Origin of the sequence: Labrys wisconsinensis, assembly GCF_030814995.1 — a bacterium.
GTDB lineage: Bacteria > Pseudomonadota > Alphaproteobacteria > Rhizobiales > Labraceae > Labrys > Labrys wisconsinensis.
This window is the reverse complement of sequence record NZ_JAUSVX010000017.1, coordinates 20,899-34,147: the sequence shown is the minus strand read 5'-3', so window position 1 is coordinate 34,147 and position 13,249 is coordinate 20,899. Positions and strand designations below refer to the sequence as shown.

Genomic DNA, 13,249 nt, shown 5'->3' with positions numbered 1-13,249 from the left:
GCGCGCCCCCTCAGCCCTTCGGTTCGACCGGCGTGACGCGGTCGCCGTCGCGCACGAAGGTGCCCGCGGTGGCGACGACGGCATCGCCGACGGCAACGCCCTTCTCGATCTCGACATGGCTCTCGGTGCGCAGGCCGATGACGATCGGCGTCGTCGTCACCACGCCGTCCCTGACCACCTGCACGGTCGGCCCCTGCTCGGAGAAGAGCACGGCCGATTGCGGCAGCAGCACGCCGTCGCGGCTGGCGATCTCGACCGCGGCGCGGCCGAAGGCCCCGATGGTCAGGCCCGGGGCCGGATCGAGGCTGATGCGCACCCGCCCGAGCCGCGTGCTCTGGGTCACCTCCGGCGAAACCAGGCGGACATGCCCGGAGAAAGGCTCGGTCCGCGCCGCGGTCAGCACCTTGGCGGCCATCCCCGGCCGCAGCGCCGCCAGCGTCGCCTCGGGCACGTCGGCCTCGAGCTCGATCTCGCCGTTCTCGATGATGCGGAACAGCGGGTCGCCGGCGATGGCGGCGATGGCGCCGATCCGGGCCGTGCGCCGGCTGACGGTGCCGGCGGCCGGCGCCTTGATCTCGGTGCGCGCGAGCCGCACCATCATCTCGCTGCGCTGGGCCACGGCGAGGTTCTTGTCCGCCTGCGCCACGGTGAGCGCGTGCTGGGCCGAGTCGAGCCGCGCGGCGGCCGTCCTGTCGGCCATCTCGCGCTGCTCCAGCGTGTCGGCCGTGGCGATGCCGTCCTTGCGCAGGGTCTGCGAGCGGGCGAAGGCGCTGGAGGTCTGGTCCTTGGAGGCCTGCGCCTCGGCGATCGAAGCCTCGGCCTGGGCGATGGCCGCGTCGGCCCGGGCGATCTGGGCAGCGTTCTGGGCGAGCGACGTGTCGATCATCGCGCGCGACAGCCGCGCCAGCACCTGGCCCTTGGCGACGGTGTCGCCCTCCTCCACCAGGATGTCCTCGACGGCGTAGCCGTCGATCTGCGGGGAGACCAGCACCTCCTCGCGCGGCACCAGGTTGCCGGTGACCACGGCGGTCTCGGTGATCGGCCCGCGCGCGGCGTGCACCACGGTGATCGACGGCGGCCGGGCGACGGCCTCGGCCGCGCTGGTCGCGGCGACGGCCGGATGCTCGACGGGTGCGGGCCGGGCCAGCAGGAGGATGCCGGCGCCCGCCACGGCGACGAGGCCGGTCACGACGCCGGAGGCGCGGAACCAGAAGGAGCGCCCGCGCCGCCTCGGCAGGACGATCTCGGCCGCGGGCGCGGCATCCGGGCAGAGGTCGGCGGGCGCCGCGACCGGCGCGCCCTCGATCGGGCCGTGAATGGTCTGCGCGGTCATGACGATCGCTCCGATCGGGCTGGAGAGGCGGCCTCGGCCTCCTGCGGACGATTGAGGTCGAGCTGGCCGGAGAAGATCGCCTTCATCACCACCAGCATCAGCCGGAAAGCCTCGGCCGGGTCGAAGTCGGGATCCAAGGCGCGGTGCATGTGCATGCCGTCGCCGATGGCCGAGAGCACGGCGAAGGCCGCCGCGCTGTCGACATTCGGCGCGATCTGCCCGCGGCTCCTGGCGAGGTCGAACAGGCCGACGATCTGCTCGGTGACCTCGCGGTCCGTGGCCATGCACACCGCCCCGACGGCCGGGTTGCGCGTCGCCTCGGCCCAGATCTCCATGAACTGGATGCAGCGCGAGCGCGGCTCCTCGACGAAATGCTTGCGGCCGAGCTCGGTGAGGAGGCCGATCACGTCGGAATGCTCGCGGGCGTGCTGGAAGTCGGCGCCGAAGCGCTCGCGGTCGCGCTCGCACAGGCCGGAGACCAGCTGCTCCTTGGAGACGAAATAGCGGTAGAGATTGCCCGCGCTCATCCCCGCTTCCCGCGCCACGTCCTGCATGGTGGTGCGATGGAAGCCCGAGCGCACGATGCAACGCTCGAACGCGTCCAGGATCAAGGCCTGCCGCTCGGCGGGACGGCGGTCGGGTATGGGCGCGGGCCCGGCGGTGGACAAGATGGCGGCACCCACGAGTGAAAATGAACGTTCATTCTCACTATCATGCCCTGCCCCCGCGCGCAATTCCGGCAACCATCGTTTTTCGTGATCGCATCCATAAGGCAAAGGCTGAAACGCCATTGCGGCAGGGCTTTATAGACCACAGAAAGTGAACATATAAGAAACAGAACAATGACACAACGCCCGTAGACGCCCCGCCTCCCGGCGGAACGCCACAAAGATGGCCTCCCGCCCCCCTGCCTCAACCCCAGGTCAGCGGATCCAGGCGGAGGTAGAAGTCGAGCCGGGCCTGGTCCGGAACCTCGATCGCATGGATGGCGAACAGGCGGTCACGGGCGGCCTGCGCCTGATCGCCCCCCGTCCAGGTCTCGCGGGCGTTGGCGATCAGCAGCGCGAGGTCGACATGGCGGTCGGCCGTGCCGAGCCGGCCGAGATCGACCAGGCCGGTGCAGCGCAATGTCTCGGGGTCGACCATGATGTTGGGCAGGCAGGCATCGCCGTGGCAGACGACGAGGTCGCCGGCCTCCTGATCGAGTCGCATCGGCAGTTCCGCCTGCAGGCGGGCGAGCAGGACCGGTGGCGGCGTGTCCCGATCCTCGGGGTCGAGGAAGTCGGGGTTGACGGCGCCGCGCGCGACGACGTCCTCGGCCCGCCCGACCATCGCCGACAGGCCGCGCGCGAAAGGGCAATCCCGGACAGGCAGCGCGTGGAGGGCCTTGATGCGCTCGGCGATCGAAGGCCAGGCCCGGACGAGCGCCGGCGCGTCGAGATCGCTCGCCGGCACGCCGCGCACGGCGCCGGTGACGAGGCACGCCGCACCGTCCGCCTCGATCCAATCGAGCACGGGAGGAGCCCCGAGGTCGAACGCGGACAGCCATTGCGTCCGCCTGCGCTCCGCCTCGAGGAGCGGCGCCCGCTCCCCGTCAGCGACCTTGGCATAGGCTTCGCCGTCGCTGCGACGGAACACATGGTCGCCGGATTCGCCGGAACCGACGGGCAGCCATTGTCGTCCGCCGGGGAGACGGGCGAGGCAGGCCGCCCAGGACGAGGACGATCGGTTCATGCGCGACCTTCGGAAGTCGGGCCGGGCCAGCGCCCTGCGCGATGACGGATCCCGGTGGAGCGCGGAGTGGATCGGCACCCGATGCACCAGCTTTCGCAAGACAGCAATGCGGCATCTCCAAGGCGAATCCCGGATAGAGCCGGGCAACAGAAGCCATGCTCTTTGGCATAGCCCCGCGAATCGCATGAAATACTTGAAATCATCGCCCCATTCCATCGTCACACGAGCGTCACGCCGGCTGTATAGCAGTGCCGCGGGGCAAGACAACGGCAATGTCTGGGGCAGTTATTTCATTGAACGCGGCAGCAGCAACGCGCCTTCCGACCGCGCTGGTCGTCGACGGCGTCGCGCACAGCTACGGCGCGGGCCATGTCCTGCGCAAGGTCGACCTGCGGGTGGCGAAGGGGGAGATCGTCGCCCTTCTCGGCCCGTCCGGCTGCGGCAAGACCACGCTGCTCAAGCTGATCGCCGGCCTGATCGCGCCGAGCGAGGGCCGTCTCGACATTGCCGGCCGCTGCGTCGCCGACGCGGCCAGCGGGCGTTTCACCGCTCCGGAGAAGCGCGGCCTCGGCATGGTGTTCCAGGACTATGCGCTGTGGCCGCACCTCTCCGTGCTCCGCAATGTCAGCTTTCCCTTGGAGATGCGCGGCGTCGCGCGCGAGGAATGGCGCCGGCGGGCGCAGCGGGCCCTGGAGCGCGTCGGCCTCGCCGACTATGGCCCGCGCAACCCGGGCTCCATGTCCGGCGGCCAGCAGCAGCGCGTGTCCATCGCCAGGGCCATCGTCGCCGAGCCCAGCCTCGTGCTGTTCGACGAGCCGCTGTCCAATCTCGACCGCGACCTGCGCGACACCCTGGCCACCGAGATCGCCGCCCTGATCCGCGACCTCGGCCTCAGCGCGGTCTATGTCACCCACGACCAGGGCGAGGCCTTCGCCCTCGCCGACCGCGTCGCCGTGATGCGCGAGGGGCGGATCGAGCAGATCGCCGCGCCGGAGCGGCTGGTGGCGGACCCGGCCAGCCCGGCCGTCTGCGAATTCCTGCACCTGGGCACGCTGGTGCGGGCGGAACGGCGGCCGGACGGCTATGTCCTGCCCGAGGCCGGCCTGACCCTGGCCGCCGACCTCGGCGCGGCCCGCCCCGGCCCGGGCCGGCTCCTGATGCGGCGGGACGCAGTGAGCGCGGGCCCGGACGCGCGGGGCATGCTGCGCGGCCGGATCGTCGCCTGCGTGTTCCGCGGCGATCACTACGTCCTGACCGTCCGTGTCGGGGCCGACCCGTCGCCGGGAGCCGACATCCTCGTCGTGACGCGCCAGCGCGGGCGTGCGGGCGAGACGGTGCCCCTGGACGTCGACGTCAACCGGCTCCGGTTCTTCGAGGACGGACCGGGGACGAGCCTTCAAACCGAGGAAGTTCCATGATGATAGGAAGAGCACTGTTCGGCGCGGCCCTCGCGCTGGTCTTGTCGGCCTCGGCCCATGCCGCGGAGAAGCTCACGGTCTACTCCGCCGGGCCGGCCGACCTGATCGAGACCCTGGCCAAGGGCTTCACCGACAAGACCGGGACGCCCGTCGAGGTCTTCCAGGGCACGACCGGCAAGGTGATGGCCCGCATCGAGGCGGAAGCCGCCAACCCGATCGTCGACGTCGTCATCTCGGCCTCCTGGGATTCGGCGAGCGATTTCTCCGAGCGCGGCTGGCTCGTCGACTATGCCAGCCCCAACGCGGAGAAGGTGCCCGCCTTCCTCAAGACCCGCAACGCGGTGGCCCAGGGCGTCTCGGCGCTCGGCATCGCCTGGAACCCCAAGAGCGGCACGCCGCGTCCCACCGACTGGGCCGACCTGGCCAAGCCGGAGTACAAGGATGCCGTGACCATGCCCGACCCGGCCCAGTCCGGCGCCACGTTCGAGCTGGTCGCAGCGCTCGAAGGCCGGACCGGCGACTGGAGCCTGTTCGAGAGCCTGGCGAAGAACGGCATGGCCACCGGCGGCGCCAACGCCGCGGCCCTGACGCCTGTGCTGCAGGGCGCCAAGGCGGCGGTGTTCGGCGCGGTGGACTACATCTCGCTGGCCGGCAAGGCCAAGGGCGAGTCGATCGAGGTCATCTTCCCGGCCTCGGGAACGGTCATCGCCCCGCGGCCGATGATGATCATGACCTGGTCGAAGCAGCAGGATGCCGCCAAGGCCTTCATCGACTATGTCCTCTCCGACGAAGGCCAGAAGGCCGTCGCCGCCGTCTACCTGATGCCGGCCCGCGAGGACGCCAAGGCCGACCGCGCCCTGATCGGCGACCTCAAGCTGCTGCCCATCGACACCAAGAAGGTCTACGGCGCCCGCAAGGAGCTTCTCGCCGGCTTCGCCAAGGCCGCCGGCAAATGACCCGGCAGCGCGGCGGCGGGGGGCTCGTCCTCCTGGCGGTCCTGTCGCTCTTGGCCGTCGTCGCGCTGCCGCTGTCCTTCATCGCGCTGCAGGCGGTCTTCCCCGCGATCGCCTCCGGCTCCCTCGCCGCCCCGTTCAGCCCGGTCCTGGCCATCCTCGGCGCGCCGGCGCTGGCGGGATCGATGCTGAACACCATCGTGCTGGGACTGACGGTCGTCGGCGTCTCGGCCGTCGTCGCCGTGCCCCTCGGCGTCGTCCGCGGCCTGTTCCGCCTGCCGCTCCAGGGCCTGTGGGACGTGCTGATGCTCGTCCCCTTCATGATCCCGCCCTATATCGCGGCCCTGAGCTGGATCCTGACCCTGCAGCCCAGGGGCTATCTGCAGCAGCTCGCCGGCTTCCACCTGCAGGGCTTCCTGTTCTCGTTCTGGGGCATCGTCTTCGTGATGACCCTGACCGGGCTTCCCGTCGTCTATTTCGCCGTCTCCCGCACGGTCGGCGCCATCGGCGGCCGGCTGATCGAAGCGGCGCGCGTGGCCGGCGCCTCGCCCTGGACGAGCTTCCTGCGCATCGTCCTGCCGCTCTCGGCACCGGGGATCGCCGCCAGCCTGCTCCTGGTCTTCGCCCTCACCATCGAGGAATACGGCACGCCGGCGGCGCTGGGCGCCAAGTCGGGCTTCGAGGTGCTGGTCACCGAGATCGAGACCCGCGTCTCCGACTGGCCGATCGACCTGCCCGGGGCGGCCGCCCTGTCGCTCATCCTGGTCTGCCTGTCCCTTGCCGCCTTCCTCGTCCAGTTCCGGCTGCTGGCCCGCCATTCCTTCGAGACCGTGGCCGGCCGTCCCGCTCCGTCGGCGCAGGCCTCCCTCGGCCGCTGGGCGCCGGCGGTCCTGCCCGCCTTCGCCCTCGTCGTCCTGCTGGCGACGGTGGCGCCCCTGGCGGCCATCCTGGCGACGGCCTTCTCCCGCACCCTCTCCGGCGGCCTCTCGCCGGCCAATCTCGGCCTCGACAATTTCGGCGCCGTGCTCCGCTCGGGAGCGGCCGGCCTCACCGCCCTGGGCAACAGCCTGCTGCTCGGCGTCGGCACCGCGGCGATCACCGGCCTGCTCGGCACCCTGGCGGCCTACGTGATCCTGCGCACCAGGCTGCGGGGCCGCTCGCTGCTCGATGCCCTCACCGTGCTGCCCAACGCCCTGCCGGGCGTCGTCGTCGCGGTGGGCCTGATCCTGGCCTGGAACCAGCCCTGGCTGCCCGTCACGCCCTACAACACGCCGCTCATCCTCCTGCTCGCCTATTGCTGCATCCTCCTGCCCTACCCCGTGCGCTATGCCGGCGCGGCCTTCCGCCAGATCGGCGACAGCGTCGAGATGGCCGCCCGGATCGCCGGCGCCGGCCGCTTCACCGCCTTCCGGCGCATCCTGGTTCCCCTGGTGGCGCCCAGCGTGCTCTCGGCCATGCTGATCGTCTTTTCCGTCGCATCGCGCGAGCTCGTCGCCTCGCTGCTGCTGGCGCCGGCCGGCATGGCCACGGTTTCCACCTATATCTGGAAGCAGTTCGACCAGGGCTCCGTCACCGTCGGCATGGCGATGAGCACCGTCACCATCGCCATCTCGACCCTGATGGCCCTCGCGCTCGCAACGCTGATCCGCCGCTCGACGCCACCCTGAGACCGGACCGGCGCCCCGTCTCAGAGCGCCGCGTAGTCCGCCACGACCAGCCGCCGTGCCGGAGCGTCCTCGACGATCGGCGCGGGCGCCGGCAGCGCGCTCAGGAACAGGTTGTCGGTGCGCTCGTCATTGGCGAGCGAGACCTCGCCGCAGACGACGTCGCCGCCCTCGGCCCAGAAGGCGTGGGCGATGCCCGGCGTCAGGGTGATGCTCTCGCCCGGCGCGAGGCGGACGATGCTCTGCGGCGCCAGGCTCGTCGGCAGGCCGTCGCGCTCGATCTCGACCGGCTCCCGGCTCGGCCGCCCCGCAGCGTCGACCCGGACGAGCTCGATCGCCAGCGTCGCGCCGCCGCGATTGATCACGTCCTCGGTCTTCACGGCGTGGTGATGGAACGGCACATATTGCTGGTCGCGCAGCACGAACACCTTCTCGCCGTAGAGCCGGCCGCGGCCTTGCGCCAGGTCGTGGTGCGAGCCCATGCGCGTGGTGCACAGCGCGATGCCGGCCTTGGCGAAGGCGCCGGGCTCGAACTCGACCACGGCCCAGCCGAGGAAACGCTCGCGCATGGTGCGCGTCTCCGGCGCCCGCCACTCGGCCGGGCTCCAATGGGCGAAAGGGGGCAACCGGGTGCCGTGCGCCTCCAGGATGGCGATGGTCTCATCGATGATGGTGTCGATCTCGGAACGGCGCATGCGGAACTCCCTCGTCCGGCGACCATAGGGCAGAAGCCGGTTCGAACCGCAAGGCCGTGCCCTTGCGGCCGGCGCAGTTCGGCATAGTCTTCCCCCTCTCGACACGAGATCGAGTCGGTGCGCCATCCCGGCGGGCCGATGGGGGGCGAGGCCATGGACATCGTCGGACGGGCAAAGGCGATCCTGATGACTCCGAAGGCCGAATGGCCGGTCATCGACGCGGAACCGACCAGCGTCCAGACCATCTACCGGGACTATCTCGTCTATGTCGCCGCCGTGCCGGCCGTGGCCGGGCTGATCGGCGGCCTGCGCGGCTCCTTCGGCGGCGCGCTGGCGACGGCGATCCTCGGCTATGTCCTCGGCCTCGTCGGCGTCTATGTCCTCGCCGTGATCGTCGACAAGCTCGCTCCGACCTTCGGCGGCACGCCGAACTTCCTCAACGCCTTCAAGCTCTCGGCCTACAGCGCCACGGCCGCCTGGCTCGCCGGCGTCTTCGTCATCGTCCCGCCCCTGGCGATCCTGACCATCCTCGGCCTCTACAGCCTCTATCTCCTCTATGTCGGCCTGCCGGTCATGATGAAGTCGCCGGCGGACAAGACGATGAACTACACCATCGCCGTCTGCGTCGTCGCCTTCGTCCTCAACCTGATCATCGGCGCCGTCGTGGCGCGGATCGCGCTGGCCTGACCGGTCCCGTGCGCCCCAACATCCTGTTCATCACCGCCGACCAATGGCGCGGCGACGCCCTCGGCATTGCCGGCCATCCCGTGGTCCGCACGCCGCATGTCGACGCGCTGGCGCGCGAAGGCGCCTGCTTCCTGCGCCACTACGCCCAGGCCACGCCCTGCAGCCCGGCACGCGCCTGCCTCTATACCGGCCTCTACCAGATGACCAACCGGGTGGTGCGCAACGGCACGCCGCTCGACGCCCGCCACGACAACATCGCCTGGATGATGCGGCGGGCCGGCTACGACCCCACCTTGTTCGGCTATACCGACCAGGCCATCGATCCCAGAACCACCGCGCCCGGCGACCCCTGGCTCACCACCTATGAGGGGGTCCTGCCCGGCTTCACCACCCGCCTGCGCCTGCCCGAGCACAACGGCCCCTGGCTCTCCTGGCTGGCCGGGCGCGGCCATGCCATCCCTAGGGATCGCTGGGACATCTACCTGCCGGCCGGCGAGCCGTCGGCGCAGCCCACCACCGCGCCGGCCCGCTACGGCCAGGACGAGACCGAGACCGCCTTCCTCACCGGCGAGTTCCTGCGCTGGCTGTCGGAGCAGGCGGCGGACACGCCGTGGTTCGCGCATCTCTCCTTCCTGCGCCCGCACCCGCCCTTCGTCGTGCCCGCGCCGTTCAACACGCTCTATGATCCCGCCGATCCCCTGCCCTTCGCCCGCGGCCGCACCCCGGCGGAGGACGCGGCGCTGCACCCGCTCGTCGCCCATTGGCACGAGAGCTACGCCGGCGGCCACTTCGTCCCCGGCGCCGGCAGTGGGCGGGTGGCAAACTGGCCGGACGCCGACTTCCGCACCGTGCGCGCGATCTATTGGGGCATGATCTCCGAGGTCGACCGCCAGATCGGCCGCCTCGTCGCCGGGCTGAAGGCGGCCGGCGCCTGGGAGACCACCGTGCTGGTGCTCACCGCCGACCACGGCGAGATGATGGGCGACCATTGGACGTTCGGCAAATTCGGCTTCTTCGATCCGTCCTGCCACGTGCCGCTGATCATCCGCGCGCCGGGCAAGCCGCCGGCGCGGGTCGGACGCTTCACCGAATCGATCGACCTCATGCCGACCCTGGCGGATCTCGCCGGCGTCGCGGCGCCCGGCCATCTCGACGGGCGCTCGCTGCTGCCCTATCTCGACGGCGGCGAGCCGGCCGACCCGCGCCAGGAGGTCCACTGGGAATACGACTTCCGCGAGGTCGCCACCGGCCGGACGCAGGCGCGCTTCGGCCTGCCGCTGGACGCCTTGAACCTGGCGGTGATCCGCGACGACCGCTTCAAATACGTGCATTGCGCCGGCCTGCCGCCGCTGTTGTTTGACCTTGCCGAGGATCCCGGCGAATGCGTCGACCGGTCGGCCAATCCCGCGCTCGCCGGCGTGCGCCTGGAGATGGCCGAACGCATGCTCGCCTGGCGGGCACGCCATCTCGACCGGCGGTTGACGGGCCTCGAGCTGACCGCGCGCGGCGTCGTCGACGCGCGCAGCCCTGCGGCCTGAGCGGCTCACGCCGGGGATAAGTGGCTCAATGCCGGGTGTGGCGGGAAACCCGCGATCGCAGCCGGCATCAAGTAAACTGTTCCTGCGTTCAAGGTAACTGATGAATCAGATCATTCAGAACCAGTAATGTTTTGGAATTTCCTGAAGATCTTCCAAACACCACCGCTCGTCTGCCCCTCTCAATATGCTCAAAGTTGCAATTTCGGCGGCGTCGCCCATCCCAACCGATACATGTGGGCAATCGATTTCAAATACGGCATGGTGATCGCTCAGGCGAATAGCTGATACCGCTGGCAGTTGCAACTCGACATCATCAGTTAATCCCAACGCTTCAGCAATCTCTCGCCGAGCATTCAGCTCAAAAGACCTTGCGGCAGCATTCAAGGCGTCGTCGAAGGGCACGCTAACCCTTAGCCGCAAGACCCACTTTCTCCGAAACGCCTGTGGTGTCCCAGGAACTTCCTCCACCCTCGGATACGAAGCAGCAGCCAAGTTCCGGCCGAACTCGTTGGCTGGTGTATTTCCCTTTTCGCTCATAACCCACGTCCTAGAAATTCGGAGGGATAACTCGAAACGCCGCGCTGCCGTTGAGAGCGTCGAGTGCCCCGGTAGGAATATCGTCTGGTTATGGAGGCCAGAAGCACTAGGAACGACGCCACCGCGGATCAGGCCTCGCGTCTCGAGTTGCTGGAGCACGATGTTGGGCACGGTCATCTCGACAAGACTCTCGCCGTCGCTCGTGACCTTTCCCTGAACGATCAGCCAGTTCGAAGCTACGATCTCCGGCGCAGCGCGGTGACCGCAGCCGGAATCAAGTAAACTGCCCCTCTGTTCCAATCACTCGCCGTAACTCCGCACACAATCAATCTGGCACTCCTTTATTGGCGCCCAAACACGATCTCCGGCGCAGCGTCGTGACCGCAACCGGAATCAAGTAAACCGTTCCCCATCCTCCCCCGGAGTCCTACCCCAGCCCACGGAGAAGCAAGGAAGGTAAACTGCCCCTGCGTTCTCTGTAATCTTAAGGCCACGGCAGGTTGTCTAGTTCAGTTTCAACTTCCTTCGGAGGATCATATCCGCGCTGTCGGATATGATTTGCTAAAGAATCTGGGATTCTGACATGATGAGTTGACATGTAGTGCCTCAAATCCGCCGGCCATAACCATGTGCCATCGCTCTGGAAATCCGAAGAACTGAGAGCCATTCCACAGATAATACAAGGAGATCTAACGGCACTCGAGGCAATAACTACTGGAGAGTTATTGATGTAGGACAGTAGCTTCTCTTTGTCGCCTGGCCCCCATGTAGGATCAATCCAAGAGCTTAGCGTTGGTAGACGCGTATCATTATTCGCATCAACCCGCCAGAATCCGAACCACCTATCATCCGCTCTCATAGGTTAAACTCCGATCAATTTCCGGGAGTGAAACGGACCCATTGCCCAGGCTGAGATGGCACCGGTACTAAGCGACCGCCTACGGTTCGTCCACCCATTACCACCAAACCGCCATTGGGATAAGCCCAGAGGTAATTGTTTGGAGCCACCACATTTACTCCCAGTTTATTCGAGAGATTCTGAGCAAATCCGCCCAAGCATGCACCCGTATTACACGACAGCAATCGAACATCTTGGCCAACAAACTGCAGATCATTTTGAATAATTCTCGCCGCAATCCGATGATCGACCAAGCGTCCACCGATCTCGATTGCATTGGCGCCGCCGTGAGCGACAACATCCAACATGCCAGCAGGGTCGATATTCGCCCGACGGGAAGCGTTTACGAGAAACCCGTCGCTCCTCCCCATCAGATTAATGGGCCCACTTTCTGCGGCAAGCCGCGCTCCCCCGCTCGCCAGACGAAACATGCTCGCGGCAGACGCAATGCCTTCAAATTCCGGTATGCCGACGCTGGCAGCGGTGTTTACAAATGTCGGCCATGGCGAATCGACAAACTCCGCCCCCCATTTCGCAATGTCGCCGGGAATTCTTGATAACCCGTAGTTACCCCTCGAAATATAATCGCTCAGATAGTCAAGATCTGTTTTCGGAAGCTGCCCCTCGGACGGGAATCTTATCCCCGTATCCACCAGAGACATCGAGTTCCCGTTCTGGAACTGTGCGAAATCAAGGTTACCGTAAAATCCTCCAAACAACCCTCCGAATGACCCGAAGTAGTCGTGCCCACTCGGATCCGTGACATTCACGGGATTGTTGGCAGCATAGCCGTAACGGTCAGTACCCACTCCCTCCTTGGCCGGGTCCCACCAGTCCGGAGACACAAATCTCCCGATCTTCGGATCGTAGTAGCGGGCGTTGAGGTAGAGCAGGCCCGTCTCGTCCTGCCGCTCGCCGATATACGCCTTCGCCTCGCGCGTCGCCGCCGAGGTCTGCCCGGCCCGCTGGAACCCGAACGGGCCGTAGCTCGACGAGGTGGCGAGCGTGCCGCTGACATCGGCGACGACACGCTGTGAGCCGAGGTGATCCTTGAGCAGCGTGTAGGTTTGCGTAGCCTGTCCCGGCACGGCCTCCCGCTTGGTCTCGGGCGTGGGATAGGTGATCCAGGTCGGCGTCGTCGGCACGCAGGCGAAGGACGAGCCGGTATAGGTGACGCGCTCGTCGCCGAAGACATAGAGCGTCGTCTCCGTCGGCCCGGCGCCGGCGCAGCCGCGCGGTGCGGCCTTGGTGATCTTCTTCAGCCGCGTCCCGTCCGGCCCGTAGACGAAGGTCGAAGTGGTGCTGCCGACCGTGATCGAGATCGGCCGATTCTCGCCGTCCCAAACATAAGTGCGGTTCGCACCCGCCAGCATGTTGCCGTTGTCGTCGTAGGTGAAGGTGAAGCTGCCCGCCGCTGTCACCGCGTGCGGGCGCACCGCCGCCGGGCCCTGCGCCGGCTAGGTGTAGCTCCCCACCCCGGTCTTGGAGAGCAAGTTGCCGGCGATGTCGTAGGTATAGGCCTCGTTGTAGCCACTGTTGCCGGCGTTCGCCGCCCGCTTCAGCTGGTCGAGGTCGTCATAGGTGTAGGTCCAGGTGTCGGCGGACGAGGCGTTCAGCTGGTCCGTCACCGCCTCGATCCGGCCCGTCAGCGCCCGGGTGTAGCTCAGCGACAGCAGCGCCGTGCCGCCGCTCCCCTGCTGGTGCACCAGCGTGCTCAGCCAGCCGCGCGCCGGGTCGTAGCTCGCCGTCGACACCACACCGCTGGCATAGCTCGTCACCAACGATTGGCAGG

Annotated in this window: 12 protein-coding genes; 5 read left to right on the top strand and 7 right to left on the bottom strand. The window is 67.9% G+C overall.

Annotated elements, in window-relative coordinates; genetic code table 11:
• Positions 1–10 precede the first annotated feature (10 nt).
• From QO011_RS32790 to QO011_RS32780, 3 genes are all read right to left on the bottom strand, one after another.
• Positions 11–1,333 (bottom strand): efflux RND transporter periplasmic adaptor subunit, encoded by a 1,323-nt coding sequence (locus QO011_RS32790; RefSeq protein ID WP_307282005.1) that lies wholly within the window; start codon positions 1,331–1,333, stop codon positions 11–13.
• Positions 1,330–1,944, bottom strand: a complete 615-nt coding sequence (locus QO011_RS32785; RefSeq protein ID WP_307282002.1) for a TetR/AcrR family transcriptional regulator — start codon at positions 1,942–1,944, stop codon at positions 1,330–1,332. The genes QO011_RS32790 and QO011_RS32785 overlap by 4 nt, the downstream gene beginning before the upstream one ends.
• A 301-nt stretch (positions 1,945–2,245) precedes the next feature.
• Positions 2,246–3,067, bottom strand: a complete 822-nt coding sequence (locus QO011_RS32780; protein WP_307282000.1) for an APH(3'') family aminoglycoside O-phosphotransferase — start codon at positions 3,065–3,067, stop codon at positions 2,246–2,248.
• Positions 3,068–3,339: 272 nt separating this feature from the next.
• Between QO011_RS32780 and QO011_RS32775 the strand changes: the two genes are divergently transcribed.
• From QO011_RS32775 to QO011_RS32765, 3 genes are read left to right on the top strand one after another with little or no spacing between them, the layout of a single operon-like run.
• Positions 3,340–4,485 (top strand): ABC transporter ATP-binding protein, encoded by a 1,146-nt coding sequence (locus QO011_RS32775; protein ID WP_307281998.1) that lies wholly within the window; start codon positions 3,340–3,342, stop codon positions 4,483–4,485.
• Positions 4,486–4,487: 2 nt separating this feature from the next.
• On the top strand, positions 4,488–5,441 hold the full coding sequence (locus QO011_RS32770) for an ABC transporter substrate-binding protein (protein WP_307282307.1): 954 nt from the start codon (positions 4,488–4,490) through the stop codon (positions 5,439–5,441).
• A complete protein-coding gene (locus QO011_RS32765) occupies positions 5,438–7,105 on the top strand; it encodes an ABC transporter permease (protein ID WP_307281996.1) in 1,668 nt (555 codons plus the stop codon). Before QO011_RS32770 ends, QO011_RS32765 begins: the two co-directional genes overlap by 4 nt.
• Before the next feature lie 20 nt (positions 7,106–7,125).
• On the opposite strand, the gene QO011_RS32760 is transcribed toward QO011_RS32765, so the two are convergent.
• Positions 7,126–7,797 (bottom strand): D-lyxose/D-mannose family sugar isomerase, encoded by a 672-nt coding sequence (locus tag QO011_RS32760; protein ID WP_307281993.1) that lies wholly within the window; start codon positions 7,795–7,797, stop codon positions 7,126–7,128.
• 153 nt (positions 7,798–7,950) lie between these two features.
• Here QO011_RS32760 and QO011_RS32755 point away from each other — a divergent pair, with 153 nt between their 5' ends.
• Both QO011_RS32755 and QO011_RS32750 read left to right on the top strand, forming a co-directional pair.
• Positions 7,951–8,484, top strand: a complete 534-nt coding sequence (locus QO011_RS32755) for a Yip1 family protein (RefSeq protein WP_307281990.1) — start codon at positions 7,951–7,953, stop codon at positions 8,482–8,484.
• Between the two features lie 8 nt (positions 8,485–8,492).
• Positions 8,493–10,022: an alkaline phosphatase family protein gene (locus tag QO011_RS32750; protein ID WP_307281987.1), complete on the top strand. Its 1,530-nt coding sequence runs from the start codon at positions 8,493–8,495 to the stop codon at positions 10,020–10,022.
• Positions 10,023–10,136: 114 nt separating this feature from the next.
• Here the strand turns inward: QO011_RS32750 and QO011_RS32745 are convergent, their stop codons facing one another.
• The 3 genes from QO011_RS32745 to QO011_RS32735 all read right to left on the bottom strand — a co-directional run bounded on the left by QO011_RS32745 (position 10,137) and on the right by QO011_RS32735 (position 13,235).
• Entirely contained in the window at positions 10,137–10,424 is a 288-nt protein-coding gene (locus tag QO011_RS32745; protein ID WP_307281984.1) for a hypothetical protein, read from the bottom strand.
• Between the two features lie 1,008 nt (positions 10,425–11,432).
• Positions 11,433–12,893 (bottom strand): RHS repeat-associated core domain-containing protein, encoded by a 1,461-nt coding sequence (locus QO011_RS32740; protein ID WP_307281982.1) that lies wholly within the window; start codon positions 12,891–12,893, stop codon positions 11,433–11,435.
• Positions 12,894–12,914: 21 nt separating this feature from the next.
• Complete coding sequence (locus QO011_RS32735) at positions 12,915–13,235, bottom strand: hypothetical protein (RefSeq protein ID WP_307281979.1); 321 nt, start codon at positions 13,233–13,235, stop codon at positions 12,915–12,917.
• Between the last annotated feature and the right edge of the window lie 14 nt (positions 13,236–13,249).